This window comes from Dorea formicigenerans, assembly GCF_025150245.1.
Lineage (GTDB): Bacteria > Bacillota > Clostridia > Lachnospirales > Lachnospiraceae > Dorea > Dorea formicigenerans.
The window spans coordinates 2,164,293-2,184,228 of record NZ_CP102279.1; the positions used below are offsets into that span (position 1 = coordinate 2,164,293).

Genomic DNA, 19,936 nt, shown 5'->3' on the forward strand with positions numbered 1-19,936 from the left:
CTTCAATTTTTAGTGAACTTCCGGAAACATAAGGCAATCGGCAAATAATCTCTCATAGCCTTCTGTTGCACCAAGTTCCATATAATCCATATGATGAGCCAGTTCTTCCATCTCACGCTTCACCTGACCGGATAAGAGCGCCATATAAGCCCCGGTCTTGGATGAGTTACCGACATAGACAAGTTTATCTTTCACTTCTGCCGGAAGAATTCCTGTTCCAATGAGGCTGTCTGCCGGAAGATGTGCTCCAAATTGTCCTGCGATCATAACCTTGTCAAGCTCACTCATCTCTTTTCCTGCCTTCTTAAGAAGTGCATAGAAGCCAGACAGAATGGCTCCTTTTGCAAGCTGTACCTGTCGGACATCTCCCTGAGTAATCTTAAGGTCTTCCGTCATCTTAAACTGACGTTTGATACCATCCATCTCAATCATTGGGTAACGATAATCTGTCTCTTCCAGATTCTTCAACTTGATAAATGCGCCGTCTTTTCTTACAAGTCCGGTTCTTACCAATTCTTTTACCACTGCCAGAATACCACTTCCACAGACACCGATTGGATCGGCATTGCCGATAATTTTCAGCTTCACGCCATCTTCCTTAATTTCAACATCTTCAATAGCTCCCTCTGCCGCACGCATACCTGAGCTGATGTTCATACCTTCCAGTGCCGGACCTGCGGCACAGGAACAGGAAAGTAATCTTCCATGATCTGAAAATACAATCTCTCCATTCGTTCCGATATCAATAAACAGAACATTTTCATCTGCCTTATGAAGCTCACAGACATAAGCTCCTGCCACAATATCTGCTCCGATATAAGATGATACTGACGGCAGACAATAAAGTCTTGCCCCTCTGGATGCATGAATACCAATCTCCTCTGCTTCAATATCCTTTGCCTTTACAAACATTGGTGCATACGGTGATTTTCCAATGGACAGTGCATCTACACCAAGAAGCATATGCATCATCGTACAGTTCGCTCCTACAGAGACCTCGTAAATCTGTTCTTTCTTCACTCCGGTCTGTCCACAGACATCTGCGATCATCTCATTGATGGAAGCAACGATTGCTTCCTTAAGTGCCTGTACCCCTTCCTTGGGATGCTCCATCTCATAAGTAATACGAGTCAGGACATCCAGCCCAAAATGCTTCTGTGCATTGATCATAGAGGAATCTGCCAGTTCTTTTCCGGTCAGCATATCAATCAGTGCTGTAACAACGGTCGTTGTTCCGATATCTATTGCGATTCCATACATAGAATCTGTAGTATCTCCCTCTTCCAGATCCATCAGCACTTTTTTGCCATCTTTTTCACGATGGATAACTGCCGTGTAACTTCCTTCTTTGAAACAGAATCCACGCAATACAGAAAATGGAAATTCCACATTCGAAAGTTGTTCTTTAATCTGATCTTCAAATGGTGTTTGGTCTGTCAAAAGCGGCTTATGTATATTCACAATCTGTTTGACAATATCCAAGTCTTTTTCAAATTTTGGCACATATCCTTTTGATAGAACTTCATGCTTGCGCTCTTTCTGCATCAGCTCTACTTCCAGATCACACTGTGGATGAACCATACAAGAAAGACGCACACCACTTTTTACTTCTTCTGGTTTTAAGAAACGTAATTCTGTAGAAGATACTTCCCCTACTTCTCCTGATACGATGCGTACTTTACACTTTCCGCATACTCCTTTTCCATTACACGGATTATCAATAAATATGTTCTGCGCCAGCAAGATTTCCAGAAGGCTTGCTCCCGGTTCATAATCGTATTGCTTGCCAGACTGAACGACACGTAATTTATACATTAGCTGCTTCCTCCATAATTCCATGACGGATTGCCTGGATATTGGTCAGTGGTGACTTCGTTCCAAGTCCGCATGCCGGAGAAATGATATTGGAACCGTCTCTCCAACATTTTACTGCAAGCTGCTCTACCTTCTCAGGCTGTCCAAACTCCAGCGTCCATGTACTGACATTTCCCATCAGGGCGTGCTTTTTTAAATGTTCGCGTGCCTCACGCATAGATACACAGGAATCGAAACTAAGTACGTCAGAATGTATCAGTTCTGCCTGCGGATATACATTTTTCATCTGTCCGCAAATATGCATGATTTTTCCCATGGTTTCTTTCTGAAGAGCATCCCAGATCATATTATTATATTTGACCGTATACTCCTCAAAAAGCTTCGGTCCCAAAATTTCTCCTGTTCCACTTGGATCGGAAATTGCAATTATATCTGCGCCGGCATCAATCTGTGCTCTTGCAAACTTTATGATCTCATCAGTCACAAACTGCATGTAACGGTGCGCTTCTTCTTTTTTCTTACGAAGCTCTTTATAAAAAATAACCGGCTCCATAACGGAACTTGCTGTGCTGACCGGTCCCGTAATATTTCCGATAATCGGTACATCTAAGTTTCTGGATTTCAGAATACGGATTGCATCCAGTACAACCTTTGCTCTTCCTTCCTCCATACTCATCGGTGTAATGGTCTCCCACTCTGTGACCGAATTGATCGCATATCCCGTTACATGCGGCTCATAAATCTTACTGCCCATAGTCACCTGAGCCCCCATAGCTTCTGCCTCAATCGTCATGCAGAATGGAACACCTACATTTTCAAAGCAGCCTTTTTCATAATTAGCTTCTGCCAGATCTGCCATCATTCTGGCATTCAGATGTGCCTCCGGCCAACTTACATTTGCCTCATCCATCAGATCTGTCGTTATCATATTCATCATTCCACCGGGACAGATACATGGCGGTCTGTCTGTCGGCTCCTGATGCATGGCTTTCCTAATTCGTTCTTTTGCATCCATAAATCCCCAGCTCCTTTTTCGAATTCTTATTCGGATTCTTTTATATTTAGCCTGGCCTATACCTTTTCAGACCGTTTCCAGTACATCTTTTGTCTTTTCAGTACATCTTTTGTCTTTTCTATCTAGGCAATTCCTGTCAGCTCTTTCGCAACTTTTACAGCTTCAACCGCATTCACAGAGTATCCCTCTGCTCCGATATCGTCCGCAAATTTTTTGGAAATCGGGCTTCCTCCGACCATAACTTTAAACTTATCACGGATTCCCTGGTCTTTTAATTTCTCTATAACTGTCTGCATTCCACCCATAGTTGTCGTCATCAGTGTGGACATACAGATCAGATCTGCATCTACCTCTTTTGCCTTCTCAATAAACTGGTCAAGCGGAACGTCTCGTCCAAGATCATACATCTCGAATCCTGCTGTCTCCATCATAATCTTTACCAGGTTTTTACCGATGTCATGAGTATCTCCTTCCACAACACCAATAACTGCTTTTTTCTTCGTCTGATCATCTGTATTTTCCAGATGCGGACGAAGTACATCCAGTCCCGCATACATTGCATCAGAGCAAAGGAGTACATCTGTTACAAAATACTCTTCTGCATCGTAAAGCTCACTGGCCTTGTTCATACCATCTACAAGACCTTCCATAATTCCGTCAAACGCCGGATATCCGGCCTCAATATATTCTTTCGCAACTTCTACGACTTCCTCATCTTCCATCTCTACTACACACTCTGATAATTTTGCTAATAATTCTTCTTTAGATGCCATACTATAAATCCTCCATAATCTAAATTTTTATTTTGTTAGAAAATACCTCATAGCCCGCAAGCTGTTTTTTCCTGACATTCTCATCTCTTGACGTGTTTTATCTTGATACATTTTAACATTAATTACACATATCTTCAAATTGAGCACTTCCATATATTCGTACAGACATTTATCCATTCTATATGTCATCCATCAGATAACGAATCGCCCAAGCCGGCACTTCCGGAATCTCATCCAAAACTTCACTATCATATATAAATGCCACTGGATACTCCGGTTTTTTTCTCGGATAAACACCCATTCCATCTGTAAAATACAGCATTCCATTCAAGTTCGTAAGTTCTCCATTTTTTCGAAGTTCTTCTATATACTCAAATGCCGGTCTGAAATCAGTTCCTCCCCGGCCATAAAGTGTCAAATCTTCCATCACCTGCTCCAGTTCTTTCTCTGATGTAATCTTCACATCCTTCTGAACCAACGCATCACACTGGATCAGATGGAAATTCACTCTGTCTTCGCTTTTCTGCCCACTTTTTAATATCTGGTACGTTTTTTCCAGAAATCTCCGAAGTTTTTCTTCCTCCACTGACCCTGAAGTATCAATCACAGTCACAAATGTTTTCACTACCCGGACATCCTTGTACTCCAACGGCTCGACCAGCGGCATATTTCCATACAGTTGCATTCCATAAGTATAGAAATTATAATCAAATTCCTCATCATTGATCTTCATACGTTCCCCAAGCCTGGTGAACTTTCTTAAGAATGCACTGTAGTCCTGCTTCTTTCTGTTCGCAAGCTTTAAATTCACCAAAAAATCACCGGTTTCACCACTCCGGCTTTTCATAAATGTCTCAAGATCCACCTGAATCTTTTTCGCAGCCTGCTTCCACAGCTCTTCCAATTTTTGATTTGAGAACATGACCTCCCGGTTCTGATTCACCTGCCCTGATTTCACCTGGATTACATCATTCCTGTTTTTTGTTTCGGGATACCAGAAGCTATGGTCATCCCGACGGAAAATTTTCTCCAGCCAGTCTATTTCTGACTCTTTTGTCTTTTTCAGATATCCATAAATCTTTTCCGCATTCATAAGTCCCACATTTTTCCGGATGCGGTCAAGTTCGCGCTTTTCATCTGCCCCGGCACTAATGTCTGCAAAGTCCAGTTTCCAGCTTTCGATGATATATTCTGTTGCCATATCGCATGCAAGATCCCATTTTCTTTGCTCGATCTGTGGATTTACAAAGAAATGTCTGAATATTCCATGCACGACTAAATGCAAATACATTCTGCTGACGAAACCTTTCTCTTTCTGATATGCTCTCAGTACGTATTCCGGATTATAGTAAAGATTTTTTCCATCTGTTCCCATACCATATGAACGATTACACATACATTTAGAGGGACTCTCCGTCAGCATCCGAATTGCCGGTTCCAGAAACCTCATATTGACCAACGTTCTCTGTCCGCTAAAGTTCAGAACTTCTGAAGCCACTTTTATTATTTCCACACACATAAATATTACACCTGATCAAGCCCCAGATTTTGAATCTGATCCATAAGATTTTTCTGTCTCTCGTAGAACATCAAATTCTTATTATGTTTAAAATACTCCCGACATCCATACTGACTGATAAATCTGGCCGTATATTCATTTTCCGTAAGTTCTGTCACAAGTACAAGAATCTCCTGTCCTTCTTCAAACACATCTTCACAAAAGTAAAATGAGTTGGACAGACACCCCGATGCTTTTCTTGTCTGCTCTTGAAAGCTTTCTGTCAACTGGGCAAAATAATCTCTGAGAATTACAAAATCTCTTTCATCCGGAGTCCGTATGCCTGCTTTTTTCCGGCATTCTTCCAGATAAACAAGCACACGGTCATCTTCCCACACCTGGGCACGGGATAAATTACCGGCACGTTTTTTCTGTTTTTCTTGTTCCATTAAACATTCTTTTTGTTGTTCGATACAAGAAACAAGGTCTCGGCCTTTTTCCACATCTGCTTTTATCTTTTTCAGGCAATCCCCAAATACAAACAATGCATTTTGCATCTCCATTGTCTCTTTAACAGTATCCGTAATTCCATCCATCAAAAGACCAAGGAAAGAAATCCTCTCATCAAAAGATGCTTTCATCGCCCTCTGTCTTACTTGCTCTGATGGAATGCCAAATAAGATACGGTCCACCTGATAATCATTTTTATATTTTTTGAACAAATCATAATAAATTGCAAAGTCACGGGCAATCTGCTCATCCTGCACGTACTGGCTGATCAGATTCAGATCCACAGGCAGATTCTTCTTTTCACTCAGACACATGATCTGACTTAAATCTTCCCAGCCTCTTGCTGTCACAAAATGCTTTCCATCCACTGTATTTTCCACGGAATAAAATGCATCTTTCTTCAGATCCAGATAGGTCAGGATTGCCGGGTGCATCCCCTGCTCATAAGCATATGTTTTCCAGACACTATAATCAGGCTCTACATCCATTCTCTTTACGCGGTCCCAGGACGCAATATCGAATTCCCTCACAGAATGATTGTATTCTGGCGGATTCCCTGCAGTTACGATAATCCAGCCCTCAGGCACTTTGTGCTGTCCAAATGTCTTGTACTGTAAGAACTGAAGCATCGCCGGCGCCAAAGTCTCAGATACACAATTGATCTCATCTAGAAAAAGAATTCCTTCACATATTCCCGTGTCCTCCATCACTTCATAAACCGCTGCAATAATCTCACTCATCGTATACTCAGATACCTGAAATTTTTCTCCGCCATACTCCTTTTCTACAATGTATGGAAGTCCCAGTGCACTCTGCCTTGTGTGATGTGTCATCGTGTAAGACACAAGTGCTACTCCAAGTTCCTGCGCAACCTGCTCCATAATTGCAGTTTTACCGATTCCCGGCGCTCCCATCAAAAATACCGGACGCTGCTTTTCTGTCGGAATTATATATCTGCCTTTTTCATCCTTTTCCAGGTACAATTTTACCGCATGTTCAATCTGCTCTTTTGCTTCCCTAATATTCATAAATATTATGACAACGCTGCCAGAAGCTGATCAAGCTGGCTGCCCGTCTCCTCCTTCTTATCCTCATTTTGGATTTCATCCTGATAATTCAACAGCATGCTGCGGATCTCCATATCGGATTTTTGCAGTGACTGATCCAGAAGTCTGTTCACTGCCTGTTCCGCCAATAAATTGTAATGAATGAAAAACTGTAATAACTTTTTATTTTCTAATAAAAGGACTTCATAGGAACTCCGGTTTTCTTTCAGATCCTTCACATAAGAATCAAGGATTTCACTTCTTACATCTCCCTGTTCTACCAGGTAATCTGCAAGTCCTGCTGCCGCCCACATTCTCCATTCTTTTGCAAATCTCGTAATCCTCATATTCGGTGCAATGATTTCTTCCATATCATAGCAAGTTGTCCACATATCCCAGTCCTGAAACACTTCTTCATCCACCGGATTTCCTTCTATATACACTCGTTTTAATGCAGAACATTGTGAAAAGATGCCTTTGCCAAACTCTGTCACCCGTTTTGGGAAATGAAGTTCTTTTAAATTCGTACACCGGTAAAACACCTTGCGTTCTACCACCTCCAGTCCTTTTGGCAAATGTACTTTCTCCAGACTGACACAAGTCACAAAAGCACCTTCTTCAATTCGCTTCACACTCTCCGGTAAATCCACCTGTTCCAGTGCCGCGCACCCGGAAAATGCATGAGCCCCAATCACTTCTGTATCATGCGGCAGTATTACTTCCCGCAGTTTTCCACAATCATTAAATGTATCATGCGGAATCTCCACCAGATGTTCTGGAAACTTCGCTTTTTTTAACATCCTGCAATAACGGAATGCACTGTGCCCAAGTTTCTGCAAATTCTCCGGTAATTCTATATATTCCAGAGGTGTTCCGCTGAAAGCATAAATGTCGATTGTTTTTATGCTTTCCGGTAAATGTATCTTTTTGATTCCACTCCCCTGAAAGGCATGCTTTCCAATTCGTTCCACTGAATCTGGCAAATGCACTTCCTGCACTTCCATGCAATACTCAAAAGCACTGTCTGCGATGATCTGGATACCATCCGGCACTTCTACAAATGCGTCAGCTCCAAGATATTTTATAAGCGTATCTCCTTCTATCTGAAGATTTTGATCTACGCTTCCAGATTCCATTACACTTTTTAATACTTCCCGTGCATTTTCACTTTTCAACGCTTTCGTATTCAGTCGTTCCAGCGCTTTCCAGCCTTCTTCTATTTCCTCCAATTCCACATCGTCTGAATCAATATTGTTGACCAGAATTACATCTGCATGTTCAATCTGGTCTACATAAAATTCTCCCAGTCCGGAGGCATATGCCTCCACCATGCCAATGTCTACAACGGTAACATTCGGTCCGATCACCATCTCAAGATGTTCCTTCTCTTTTAGCTGCGTACATACTTTCACGACATCGGACAGTTTTCCAAATCCAGATGCTTCTATAAAAATTCTGTCCGGGCAATCTTCCATGGCAATCCGGCGCATCTTTTCTTCAAACTCAAGTGCCATCCCACAGCAAATACAGCCCTCACCGATTTCTTCATAGATCAAGCTGCCTTCTGCATTTTCCCGGTCAACTGCCTGTGCACCAAAATCATTTTGAATTACCGCAGTCTTTCCCTTTACCTGTTCTATACATTGATTTAAGAATGTTGTTTTTCCGGATCCCCGAAATCCAGATATGATCTGAACAACCATGTCCTGTTTATCTACCTCCATCAGATTAGTTTTCTGATTTTATATCTTTTTATTCAAATTTGGCAGATTATCTTTCCGACACATTTTACTCAAAGTTCTTAGGATCTAATGGCCATTTTCCATACTTTCTTGCTGCATTCATAAACGCTTCAATATTCTCCAATTTTACCTGACCGGAAAGATCACATCCAGAGGCAAGAATATAACCATTCGGTGAATCCCATGCTTTCTGCAAACACCTCTTTACAGCTGCATCCATTTCTTCCTTTGTTCCCTGAATAAAATAGTCGACCGGTGCCACATTTCCAAGAATCGGCATCTTCTGCCCTGCTGTATTTTTTACATGCTCCAAATCAACGACATTGTCCACACTGATCATATCACTTCCTGCATCTGCCATGTCATCAATTGTTTTGGTCGTATCCCCACATATATGATAGCAGACCATTCCTCCTGCATCATGAATTGCCTGATTTACTTTTTTTGCATACGGAAGCACAAACTCCTGATACTGACTCTTTCTCAAGATTGTGCCAGAAGCGAGTGGATCACATTGTAGGATCAATACCCCTTCTTGAATGAACTCTTTATAAATATCGATAAGACAATCTGTTGTAAACTGCACAAGTCTGTGAACCTTTTCTGGTGATTTCCTCATGGCACGGAACAGCTTCTCTGCTGGATAACAGCTTGTGGCAGCTGTATATGGTCCAGTAATCAGAACCCCGACCGGTACTTCATCACCAATTTCTTCTTTTACAATGTGGCATGCCTCCAGACAATGTCTTAGGTGCGGATCATTTTCTTTTTTCAGACGTTCCGGATCCAGCTTGTCAATATCATCCAAACTTTCAAGCGGATACGTTGCGATTGCAGGTGTCTGAAACTCCGGATCATTGGTCGTTCCCCCAAGCCCAACTCCTACCATGTGAAGCCCGTATTCAATGACTGCAAGGTCATTACCAAATCTTTTGTACGCTTCAATCTGACACTTTGCCTCATTCTCCGGTGAGCTTCTTTTCTCGCGATGAGTCATCCCACATACATCGCCTGACATAGATACTATGACCGGCATTGCAAGCATTCGATCCATCGATTGTCCTGTCATAAAAGCATTCAGTCTTTGATTCGGTGTCATCTGGTCTAATTCGTGCATAAATCTCCTCCTCGTATTATACATGCAAACAATAAGTTTCTCAATATTCCCCCTGGATTTTATACACTATAACTTCTATCACTGTCATGAACGATCAGTATAAAATATTTTTCCACTAAAAAAGGCAGGGAAAATAAAACGAAGTGTCTGTTCTTTTCCCTACCGAAAATCCCAATTCCTATATAGCAGGTTTCCTGGCTTGATTTCATCCTCTGCTTTCCTCTTCCCGGCTTATATTACTGCTGTTCTGTTGCAGATATAAATACCAGTGACTTCGTTGAAGCTTCGTCCATCTTACAGTAGAATAGGCTGCCCTGTATTCTCACCAGATTCCCTTTTAAATGTCAAATCCATCACTAATATAGTCTTCTGCATCCAGTATAATTATTAAGCACGCTTATTTCAAATAAATAATATTGATATATCTACCCAATTATCGTTTTTTCAAATAAAATACACTCAGTCTTCATGGAATTCCTAAAAAGAATAAACTCATAAAAACCAAGTGTACATAATTAAGAATGGCTCTACATTCCTACTTGCGAAACTATATACTTATTTTTTTCTTAATGCTTTCTTTTTCTCAAGATTTGTGACAACCATGCAGCAGCTTGCATCACCTGTGATGTTTACTGTTGTACGTCCCATATCAAAGATACGATCCACTCCGGCTACAAGAGCGATTCCATCTACTGGAAGTCCTACAGATGTAAGTACCATTGCCAGCATAACCATTCCAGATCCCGGCACACCTGCTGTTCCGATAGATGCCAGTGTTGCTGTCAGGATAATCGTCAGCATCTGTGGAAGTGTCAGGTTGATTCCATAACAGGACGCGATAAAGATTGCACATACTCCCTGATAAATTGCAGTTCCATCCATGTTAATTGTTGCTCCAAGCGGAAGCACAAATGAAGTCACTTCTTTTGATGCTCCCATGTTCTCTACACACTCCATATTGATTGGAAGTGTTCCTACGGAAGAAGCACTGGAAAATGCAAACATCATTGCCGGAAGCATTCCTTTAAAGAATGCGATCGGACTCATACCGCCCATTGTCTTTACTGCTAATGAATATACAACAACTGCATGTATAATGTAGCAGACATACGCTGCTAAAAGCACCATTGCCAGTGAACCGATGATCATCGGACCATTTACTGCAATAACCGGGCACAACAGACAGAATACTCCGATTGGAGATAATCTTAAGATCATCTCCATACATTTCATAAACATATCATTCAAATCATTACACCCCTGGATCAAACGTGGATTTTTCTCCGGTCCAATCAGAATAATCGCAAATCCGAACAATACTGACATCACAATTACCTGAAGCATATTGGACTCAGACATCGGTGCAATAAAATTGGATGGGAAAATATTCACAATTGTATCCATAAATGATACCGACTCTGCTGCTTCATAAGTCAAGTCTGTTGTTGCAACGACCGGGAACATTCCTTTGAACAGATTTCCTCCAATCAATCCAAATGTGATTGCAAATGCGGTTGTACACATATAGTATACAACGGTCTTTAAACCAATTGCTCCTACTTTTTTAATATCCTGCATGGAAATAATCCCACACATAATGGAGAATAATACGATTGGAACTACGATGAACTTTACAAGGTTCAGGAAAATTGTTCCAAACGGCTTAATGTAACTCTCTGCAAATTCTGCATGACTCTGCATCAGAAGTCCTACTACAATTGCAAGAATCAATGCGATAAAAATCTGCATTGCCAAAGACATTTTTTTCTTTTGTTTCATGATTTTAACCTCTCTTTACTTGATTTCATTTCCACGTTATATTTTACCCCAAAAAAGCACTGTCATAAGACAATGCCTATTCTCTGATATAAAATTATATCATACCTTATTCTGATTCATCAACCAGTTTTTTGCAAGTTCATGTGGAAAATTATGCATTTTTTGATTTGTTGGGGACGTAGCAAACTTTCAAAATACTACGTCCCCAACTGCGAAACACGGTGTCCCTTTTTTGCCTCAAAATATCATTTTTGCATTTTTGTCGCTTCATTTGCACAAATTACATATTTTAATCTTCCAGAATACCTTTCGGAAGCTTTCCTAACTGCGCACCACGACCGTATTTTCTTGCCGCATAGATAAATGCCTCCACATTTCTTTTCGGTGTACCAATCGGGAGCTGACATCCTGTATTCAAAATGTAACCTTTTGGATTATCTCCACATTTTCTCAGGCAGTCTTTACATACCTCAATGACATCATCAATCGATCCATCTTTCATCACTTCGATCGGCGGAACGTTTCCGGCAAAGCGCATCCGGTCACCCACCTCACGCTTAGCAACCTCCAAATCCTCGCAATTATCGATACTGAATGAAAATAGACCTGCATCTGCAAGATCACTCTAAATAGGGCTTGTCTTACCACAAATATGAGCTCCCGGTCTTGATCCCATAATTTTCTCTGTTCCATCAATCAGTTTTTTAATATAAGGAAGCGAAAATTCATCAAATTGCTTCTTACTAATTACATCCATACAGGTTACCGGATCGGAAAAATTCGTTCCGACCGATCCGAACTCATGGTAAAATGCTTCAAACCATTTTAAAGAACAGACAACTGTCAAATCAAGCAATTTGTGAAGCATTTCCGGATTCTTTCTCGTATCGCGAAGAACCTTTTCAACTGGCCTGACTGCTATAGCTGTTGAAATCGGACCTGCCACACTCGTTGTCATACTAACATCCGGGAAACGTTCTTTCAATCTCTTGGCACTTTCCAAAATCGGTGCAAGAACTGGATTTTTATAAGGATCCGTCACTTCCAATTTGTCGAAATCCGCATAATCCTGCAACACATGATGTTCAATATAATCAATTCCATGTTCAGGAACCCCTAACTTTGAACCAAGCGCAACGCCAATTGTGCGAAGACCTAATCCAACATTAAAGCTATCCAGACCAAATTCTTCTTTTCTTCGTCTGATTACTTCGCTTTTCACTTCAAAGTCTTTCGCAAATTGTGATGTTGTAAATCCAAAAATATCTGCCATAGCCGGATCAGGTGCCTGTAATGTATACGGGATATGATCTACCTCTTTCCCCTCGTTATAGGCCTTGATACGCTCCGCCGCAGTCATCTCAACCTTCTGCTCGCTCATTAATTTCTTTAATTCCGTATAATCCATAACTTCCTCCCTTTCTTGAATTGGGAACATAGTAAAACTCAAAAAAACTACGCCTCAATCTTTCAATATGGTGTCCATTTTACACGACATATGTTGTATGCAATGACTCTTTGTTTGTCATTCCAAAATCTTCTTCTGTCATTACACCTCCTTTTTCAATAATCAAAAATTGGTCATCCCATTTCCCAGACACTAATTTTTCTAATATAATATTACTTCCCGGCACATATTGATATGGCACATTTATAATTGCAGACTCCCTTTTTGCACGCTCTACATATTCTTTTGAATAACAATCATAAACACCTGTATCCACAATATCTACACTCTTGTAAGCATCAAACCAGACTTTCATAACTCTTTTGGCTCTTCTTTCGCCATACTTTAAAACTAAATCTTGTTCCATCTGTTCAATAGACATCAAATCTCTGTTTTCAGTCAAATAAAAATGTCCGACTTCTTTTAAGTTGTAATGAAACTTTTCGTCCGTATGCATTAAAAGTGTAATACAATCATCAACTTTTGGCATAATTGTCCGCCTTGGAAAAGTCCATCCTACTGATGCCCCTCCACAAACTCCCAGTCCCAAAAGCACGGTGTCTATTTCCTCCGGAAGTTGTTCCATGGCAAGAAATGCCAAATGCCAGAATTTTTCCGGTCTGCTATGCTTGGAATTATCCAGTTCAATAATGGGATAATTTGTATTCATTTTTTTCTGTGCTGCTTTCACATGATTTGTAAGTGTGGAGCAGACTATTATAGCAGTATTCATATAATCGTCCTTATACTTTTTATATTTCTATGTATTAAAAAAGGCAGAGTAAAAACAGCGTAACCGCTGTTCTTCCCCTACCGGAATCCCATACATATACATAGCAGGTCTCCTGACTTTGCATCCTCCTTTGATCATATCTTCCCCTTGCATCTTAGCCAGAGTGATTTTCCAGACCATCGTCCGCTTCACAGTAGAATAGGCTGTTCCAGATTCTCACTGGATTCCCTTTTCAATGAATTATAATCATCACTATGCACTCTACATAATTAATTTTAACCCATTCTACTCTCGCCAGCAAATAGCTTGTTTCCATATATATGTTTTATTATTGTTATTCTCTATCATATTGTCTAACTATTCTTTTCCCCGAACCAAATGTTCAGCTCTCCGCCGATCAAAATGCAATACATGCAGAAATACATCCACATCATGATCAACATGATCGTTGTCAGACTTCCGTACATACTGGAAAATCCTTTGAACACATCCACATATACAGAAAACACCCAGGAAATGACCATCCATCCCAGCGTAGAAAATACTGCTCCCGGAAGTTGCCTTTTATATGTGTCTCTTCTATTAGGAAGGAATTTATATATCAACAGTAAAAATACAATCATTACAATCGGTGTAATGATATTCCTTGCCCGGATCAGCCAGTCGGCCATATTTCTTAAAAATGGTACATGCTCAGCAATAAAAATATTCAGGCTGTTACCAAATACCGACAACACAAGTAAAAATATAATAACGAGTATAAACATTACTGTATAAACAGTTGCTCTTATCCTAAGGAAAAAATAGTTACGTGTCTCACGGCAATTATACACACAGTTCAGTCCTGAACTCATGGCAAGTACACCTTTTCCTGCAGACCAAAGTGCTACCACGATCGTAATCGGGATAATACCAGATGACTGATTATAGACCTGATTGACAATGGATGTAATCAATGAATCTACCGATGATGGAAATACCTGGATCACAGCCGTCATGACATCAGCCTTTGTGACGGGCGTATATTGCACCATAGTCAATAACAACAATATAATCGGGATCATGCAGAGCATAAAGAAAAATGCTGTCTGTGCAGCGTATGCCCCTACATGGTCTTTCGTTATCTCTCCAGTCAGCTCCATGATGTCATCATATAATTCTTTTATCTTTTTCATCACTTTTACCTAGCTTTGTTTATGTTCCGGCGTTCTACTTTTCCCAGTGATACCGCCTGTTCTGAACAGTTACATAATTTTATATTTTACCCGATTTTATACATTTTGTCTACGAACAATTATCCAATGGTGACGCCTTGATAAAAAAAAGTCAATATTTCCTGATAGTTTTTTCCGCATTTTGCCATTTCATTCGCACCGGTCTGACTCATGCCAATCCCATGTCCGAACCCGCCGCCCTTTATGACAAATGTATCTCCGGACTTATTTATTGTGAAAAATGCACTTGGAAGAAGCTTGCTGCTTTTGACTTTTGTACCGTCCTGCTTTATAATTGTGTATCCTTTTCCTCCAAGAGCACGCCGGATTTTATTTTCCGTTGAGACTCTTACACTACCTTTGTCACCGACAGCCTCTATTGTTAATACTACACCACCCGGTCCATTTTCCAAAATATTGATATTCTGCAACGTTCCAATATCTTTGCCGGTATTTAGTCCAATCAAATTTGATAAAGTCTTTGCCTGAATCTTCGCCTCCCAGCGATACCATGGCAGATTTCTCTCATAATCACCGTTCTCATCTTTTACTTCTACAGACTGAAGATATCGGTTTCCGTCATTCGCCTCATTCCCCCAGGCTTTCATACTGGTCGTCTTTCCGCAAGAAGTGGAATAATAATAAGTCGTCACAATCTCTCCGTCCAGACGCACGACTTGTCCTGCCGTCTCCTGAACAGCTAGATCTGCGCTGTCTGCCGGTGCACTGTTGCCGTAGACCTGATAATTCGTACTGTCATCCACATGAGCTTCATATTCCGGATATCCATATTCTGCCATCTGCCTGTAGGCGTAACTTCTGGCACAGACTGCCTGCGCTTTCAGCGCTTCTATTTCATAACCGGACGGCATTTCGCTGGGCACGACTCGGCACAGATAATTCTCAACGGGGAGTTCATTGATAATCGCAATTCCTTCCGCTGTTGTCCGGAGCTCCAGTATGCCTTGATAAGAAGGACTCCCGTATCCACGCTTCAGGCTATTTACCGTAATCTCCCCTTCTTTTGCCTGGATTCGGATATTCCCACTCTGAAAACGGCTGTCATCTGGCATAAATGTCACTTCCATCCCCGCTTCACATTCTTCTACTTTCTCCCCATACGTAATAGAAAGTCCAGATGTTGAGCTGACTGTCACAGACGGATGAATGGTATTCTTATATCCATCCGTCATAAGAAGAACCCGGATATTCGGATTAGACACTACCTGCGTCTCTTCTCCCTGATTTTTCTGCTCCGTTTGAACTTCTTCCTGCTTCTGGTCAAATGCTTCTTTTTCCTGACGGTTTCCACGAACTCCGCCTTCGAGATTACTTGTTAGTCCTGCAATAATAAACACCAGAACCAGCACTGACATACCATAATAAAATCTCTTTTCTCCTCGAAAATGTTTCAAACTCTATTCTCTCCCTAATCATTATGCCCTATGATTGATTCAACACCCACTCAAGTAGAAGGGGAATCAAATAAATGTCCCCCTCACATTAGAAAAAGACAGCCGCATAAACGACTGTCCTTTATCTTTTGTATGTTCCCCAAAATGCCGGTTCCTGTATTTTGACTCCTAGCTGTCTGCTAGGTGGGTGTCCGCATTCGCTTTTCTGCCATCCTCTGCATAATGAAGGCTCGACATATTACGAAGATATAAGAGTCCCGTTTAAAGTGATGTAGGTTCAAAATAACAGGAGTTATCGTGCATCCCAGGTTCTTACTTCTTGAATTATTATAACTCATTTACCCGTTTTTTACAACAGGTAGATTTATCTAGTTTCCATTTTATAAAATCTAAACATTACATTAAATATCATTATTTTTTCTGCAGTGACTGAATTGCATTTACCAGATTCAAATATGAATCTTCTACCTCTTCCTGATTTGGCTTTCCCTGAATCGTTTCTTCGGCCTCTTCTTTTGCCTGATTTAAAGTATTTACTGTTTCATCTGTATAAACACTCTGATTAATCTTTCCGGCACTTTCAATCAAATCTTTCAGTTTGCTTTCGTCTACTTTTTCAGCATTAATAACAAGCGCTTTTACTTCCGTCTGATTTTTTGATGTCTGCTCTTTACCAGCCATGCGGCTGATAGCAAAAACTGCTACCGCCGCAATGACTATGCATAAGATCAGGGCTGCCAGGATATAGGCTTTTTTCTTTTTATTCCGGTATCTTCGATACCGTCTTTTGTGTTTCATGTGATTATTCACAGTTTCTAGATTGTTCTTTTTCTCTTAATCAGAACAATAATTGCTGCCACTGCTGCTCCTACAAGTGTAAGCATGTAAGCGATTGGCATACTCTCATCACCTGTTTTTGGAGCTTTTTTATTTTCGTTCTTTGCTTCTGCTTTCTTAGCTGCTGTCTTCTCTACCTTCTTATTGTCAGTAGTTTTGTTTGTAGTATTGTTTACTGTATTGTCTGTAGAAGGTGTAGCTGGCTGAGCTGGCTGAGTTGGCTCTGTCGGCTGAGTTGGCTCTGTTGGCTCAACTGGGTCTACCGGATCAACTGGAGTCTCATCTTTTGTAAATGTAGCTGTTACTGTGTAGTCATCTTCTACTCCATATGGGAACGCAATAGAGCTTGTGTTTGTGTCTAATGAGTATACTACTTCACCTGCTTTATTTGTTACTTCCCAGCCTGTCCATGTATATCCTTCTTTTGCTGTTACAGTTGGAAGGAATCCAAGTGTATAATCAGCTTCCTGAAGGTTATTGTTCTCGAGCTTTGTTGCTCCGTCATATCCTTCAAACTCACCCTTTTCAGGATCTACAACTACATTTGCATTAACTACTGCTGTTGTCTTATTCTCTGTAAATGTAGCTGTTACTGTGTAGTCATCTTCTACTCCATATGGGAACGCAATAGAGCTTGTGTTTGTGTCTAATGAGTATACTACTTCACCTGCTTTATTTGTTACTTCCCAGCCTGTCCATGTATATCCTTCTTTTGCTGTTACAATTGGAAGGAATCCAAGTGTATAATCAGCTTCCTGAAGATTATTGTTCTCAAGCTTTGTTGCTCCGTCATATCCTTCAAACTCACCTTTTTCAGGATCTACAACTACATTTGCATTAACTACTGCTGCTTTTTCTTCTTTCACTTCTTCGAAAACTGGCTCTACAGAAATGTATCCAACATTTTCTCCGTCATTAAAGTGAGCAAGGCCTGCAAATCCTAAAGTTGTTGCATTTGCATCAAGTTTGATTGACTCTTTTCCTTCTACTGTCCATCCTGCAAGTCTGTATCCATCATTAGCCTTTACTTCTGGTAAAAGAATTGGTGCCTCAGCAAACTCATCAAGATCTGTATAAGTGATTGTAGCATACTTATCATCTCTTCCTACAAATTCGCCTTTTTCAGGATCGATTGCAACATTAATTGTTACGCTTCTCTTAGCTACTTCAGCTTTTTTGAACTGAGCTGTTACAACAATATATCCTGTGTCAGATCCTTCTGGGAAATGAGCAAGTCCTGTAATTCCAAATGTCTTTGCATCTGCACTCCAGAAACCTTCTTCTTTTCCGTTTACTAACCAACCTGTAAACTCGTAACCTTCTTTAGCCTCTACTGTAGGTACAAGGAACTGATCTGCTGAATCTTCTTTAATTGTATATGTAACAACTTTTGCCCCTGCCGGATCTGTAAACTGTCCCTCTTCTGGAGCGACATTGAAGTTTACAATTACGTCTCTTGCTTCTTTTTCTTCTTTGATAGCTTTTACTTTTACATTGACATCTTTGTCTTTACCATATGCTACTTCCACGTCAGTTACATCACCAACTAATTCATAGCCTTCTGGAGCTGTAAATGATGTTGCAGCAAATGTAGCTTTTTCACCTACTGTTCCATTCTTTGTTAATGAAACAATATACTGTGATCCATCTAATGGTGTACCGTTCTCATCTACATAATGAACACGTAAAACAGCATCAGCTTTCTTAGCTTCTTTCTTAAACTGAGCTTCCAATGTAGCATATCCGTCATTACTTCCTTTGGCATAATAAGCAAGTCCTGTAATTCCAAATGTCTTTGCATCTGCATCCCAGTTACCATCTGTTGCTCCGGATAATTTCCAGCCAGTAAATGTATATCCATTGATTCCTTCTACTTTAGGAACATTATACTGTGTCTCTGAATACTCATCATCATCAAATTTTACATACTCAGCGTTCGCTGGATTTGTAAATTTACCCTTTTCCGGATCAACATTAAATGTGATATGAGCTGTTTTTTTCTTCTCTACCTTCTTTACTTCTGCTGTAACTGTAGTATAGCCTTCTGTCGCTGTAGCTGGGTAAAAGTTTGCATTTGCATCTTCGAAAGTAAAACTTTTTTTACTTGCTTTCCAAGTTGTGTCACTTTTTCCTGATACTTTCCAACCTAAGAACTCATATCCGTCATCTACAGTAACTTTCGGTAAATCCTGCGTATCTCCTGCACTCAACTTATACTGTGCATAGTTTGTGCCATTATCAAATTTACCGTTTTCAATGTTGAAATTAACTACCGCAACTTTTTCAGCGGTTGCATCTGTTTCTGCTTGCGTATTTGCACTTGACTCTGTTCCGTTAGTTGGCTCAGCAGCAAAAGTTGCTACTGAATTCCCCCCTACAAGAGCGACAGCCAGAGAAAACGCAAGCATTTGTTTAAGAACTTTGTTCTTCATACTTGTTTTTTTCCTCACTTTCGTTTATTTAATTTCTGCCTTATCCCATTGCATGCCTATCCTAGCATTCCCATTATATGTCTTATATTCTAAGACGTCAATATTTTTGTCGTTATTTTTAAGACTTTTTAGGGTTTAAGAATTCCTTTACCTTAATATAATGATAAAAAGGAGTTTTTAGGCATATGAAGGATATTGGCGCTGTCTTAAAAAATGCACGAGAAAACAAAGAATTCACTCAGAAACAAGTGATGGAACTAACCGGTATCAACAAAAAATCCCTTTCCGGTTATGAAAATAATGTTGCTGAACCAGATCTTCAAACATTCGCAACACTGATTAATTTGTATGGACTTTCGGCAGATGAAGTCTTAGAAATTAGCACTTCTGCTCCTTCTCTTTTACTTTCGAAAAAAGAAATTTCTCTTCTTTCTACGTTTAGCAAACTTGACTTTCAACATCAGGAAGAAACATTATTACTACTACGGACTTTATCAAAATACCTTACACAAAAATAAAGAGAAAAAACAGTCCATACGCTCTTTTCAGATTGTATGGACTGT

Annotated in this window: 14 protein-coding genes, 1 other RNA gene, 1 pseudogene and 2 riboswitches; of the genes and pseudogenes, 1 reads left to right on the forward strand and 15 read right to left on the reverse strand. The window is 40.3% G+C overall.

Translation table 11 applies throughout. The features are described 5' to 3' along the window. Positions 1-9 precede the first annotated feature (9 nt). The 15 genes and pseudogenes from NQ560_RS10590 to NQ560_RS10660 form a co-directional block, all read right to left on the reverse strand. A complete protein-coding gene (locus NQ560_RS10590) occupies positions 10-1,815 on the reverse strand; it encodes an ASKHA domain-containing protein (RefSeq protein WP_040015569.1) in 1,806 nt (601 codons plus the stop codon). Continuing rightward, a complete protein-coding gene (locus NQ560_RS10595) occupies positions 1,808-2,830 on the reverse strand; it encodes a methylcobamide--CoM methyltransferase (protein WP_005334161.1) in 1,023 nt (340 codons plus the stop codon). The genes NQ560_RS10590 and NQ560_RS10595 overlap by 8 nt, the downstream gene beginning before the upstream one ends. Before the next feature lie 122 nt (positions 2,831-2,952). After that, on the reverse strand, positions 2,953-3,603 hold the full coding sequence (locus NQ560_RS10600) for a corrinoid protein (RefSeq protein ID WP_005334162.1): 651 nt from the start codon (positions 3,601-3,603) through the stop codon (positions 2,953-2,955). Between the two features lie 178 nt (positions 3,604-3,781). Continuing rightward, the gene (locus NQ560_RS10605) at positions 3,782-5,101 is read right to left on the reverse strand and encodes a vWA domain-containing protein (RefSeq protein ID WP_233420479.1); all 1,320 of its coding nucleotides are present in this window, start codon (positions 5,099-5,101) and stop codon (positions 3,782-3,784) included. Positions 5,102-5,127: 26 nt separating this feature from the next. Further along, complete coding sequence (locus NQ560_RS10610; RefSeq protein WP_005334168.1) at positions 5,128-6,639, reverse strand: ATP-binding protein; 1,512 nt, start codon at positions 6,637-6,639, stop codon at positions 5,128-5,130. 5 nt (positions 6,640-6,644) lie between these two features. Continuing rightward, a complete protein-coding gene (locus NQ560_RS10615) occupies positions 6,645-8,381 on the reverse strand; it encodes a leucine-rich repeat protein (RefSeq protein WP_005334170.1) in 1,737 nt (578 codons plus the stop codon). A 64-nt stretch (positions 8,382-8,445) separates the two neighbouring features. Then, entirely contained in the window at positions 8,446-9,516 is a 1,071-nt protein-coding gene (locus NQ560_RS10620; protein WP_005334172.1) for a uroporphyrinogen decarboxylase family protein, read from the reverse strand. Between the two features lie 167 nt (positions 9,517-9,683). Next, positions 9,684-9,893: riboswitch (cobalamin riboswitch) on the reverse strand. A gap of 178 nt (positions 9,894-10,071) precedes the next feature. Next, entirely contained in the window at positions 10,072-11,295 is a 1,224-nt protein-coding gene (locus NQ560_RS10625; protein ID WP_005334178.1) for a dicarboxylate/amino acid:cation symporter, read from the reverse strand. 289 nt (positions 11,296-11,584) lie between these two features. Beyond that, positions 11,585-12,733 (reverse strand): annotated as a pseudogene (locus NQ560_RS10630) (uroporphyrinogen decarboxylase family protein). 49 nt (positions 12,734-12,782) lie between these two features. After that, positions 12,783-13,475: a DUF1638 domain-containing protein gene (locus NQ560_RS10635; RefSeq protein ID WP_005334185.1), complete on the reverse strand. Its 693-nt coding sequence runs from the start codon at positions 13,473-13,475 to the stop codon at positions 12,783-12,785. A gap of 85 nt (positions 13,476-13,560) precedes the next feature. Further along, positions 13,561-13,747: riboswitch (cobalamin riboswitch) on the reverse strand. Positions 13,748-13,828: 81 nt separating this feature from the next. Further along, entirely contained in the window at positions 13,829-14,650 is an 822-nt protein-coding gene (locus tag NQ560_RS10640) for a YihY/virulence factor BrkB family protein (RefSeq protein WP_005334189.1), read from the reverse strand. Between the two features lie 119 nt (positions 14,651-14,769). Then, positions 14,770-16,065 carry a SpoIID/LytB domain-containing protein gene (locus NQ560_RS10645; RefSeq protein ID WP_005334191.1) on the reverse strand — a complete coding sequence of 432 codons (1,296 nt, stop codon included), beginning with the start codon at positions 16,063-16,065 and terminating at the stop codon, positions 14,770-14,772. A gap of 171 nt (positions 16,066-16,236) precedes the next feature. Continuing rightward, positions 16,237-16,418: non-coding RNA, 6S RNA (ssrS, locus tag NQ560_RS10650), on the reverse strand. Positions 16,419-16,515: 97 nt separating this feature from the next. After that, positions 16,516-16,902, reverse strand: coding sequence for a hypothetical protein (locus NQ560_RS10655; RefSeq protein WP_005334192.1), 387 nt, complete (start codon positions 16,900-16,902; stop codon positions 16,516-16,518). A gap of 17 nt (positions 16,903-16,919) precedes the next feature. After that, positions 16,920-19,373: an InlB B-repeat-containing protein gene (locus tag NQ560_RS10660; RefSeq protein ID WP_005334194.1), complete on the reverse strand. Its 2,454-nt coding sequence runs from the start codon at positions 19,371-19,373 to the stop codon at positions 16,920-16,922. A 185-nt stretch (positions 19,374-19,558) separates the two neighbouring features. On the opposite strand from NQ560_RS10660, the gene NQ560_RS10665 reads away from it, so the two are divergent. Further along, a complete protein-coding gene (locus NQ560_RS10665; protein ID WP_005334196.1) occupies positions 19,559-19,891 on the forward strand; it encodes a helix-turn-helix domain-containing protein in 333 nt (110 codons plus the stop codon). The last annotated feature ends 45 nt before the right edge of the window (positions 19,892-19,936 follow it).